The organism is Methylobacterium sp. A54F (assembly GCF_053346035.1).
The window spans coordinates 1-280 of the sequence record NZ_JBKFBF010000229.1; the positions used below are offsets into that span (position 1 = coordinate 1).

General features: G+C 77.9%; 1 protein-coding gene. It reads left to right on the forward strand.

The genetic code is table 11. From position 1 onward, the window contains the following. The coding region (locus ACLBXP_RS26080; RefSeq protein ID WP_447670678.1) for a hypothetical protein at positions 1-280 on the forward strand (280 nt) is incomplete at both ends.

A 280-nucleotide genomic window follows, 5' to 3' on the forward strand; every position in this document is an offset into this window, starting at 1 on the left:
CGTCGAGGCCGTGGCCGTCGCCGGCCCTGTGCCGGCGGCGGGGCCGCAACCCGCCGTTCCCGCGAACGCGGGCGGTGAAGTGCTCGAAGTCATCGAGGCCGACGTCCTCGCCGCGATCACGGGCGTCGGCGCCTCCATCGGGCGCGCCCGGAGCGAGGTGGTCGACATGCAGGCCGGGCTCGCCGCGATCCGGGCCCAGATGACCGATCTCACCGTGGCGGCCGAATCGGCGGCCGCCGCGCCCGCCGGGCTCGCGGAGCGCACGGGCGGCCTCTCGACG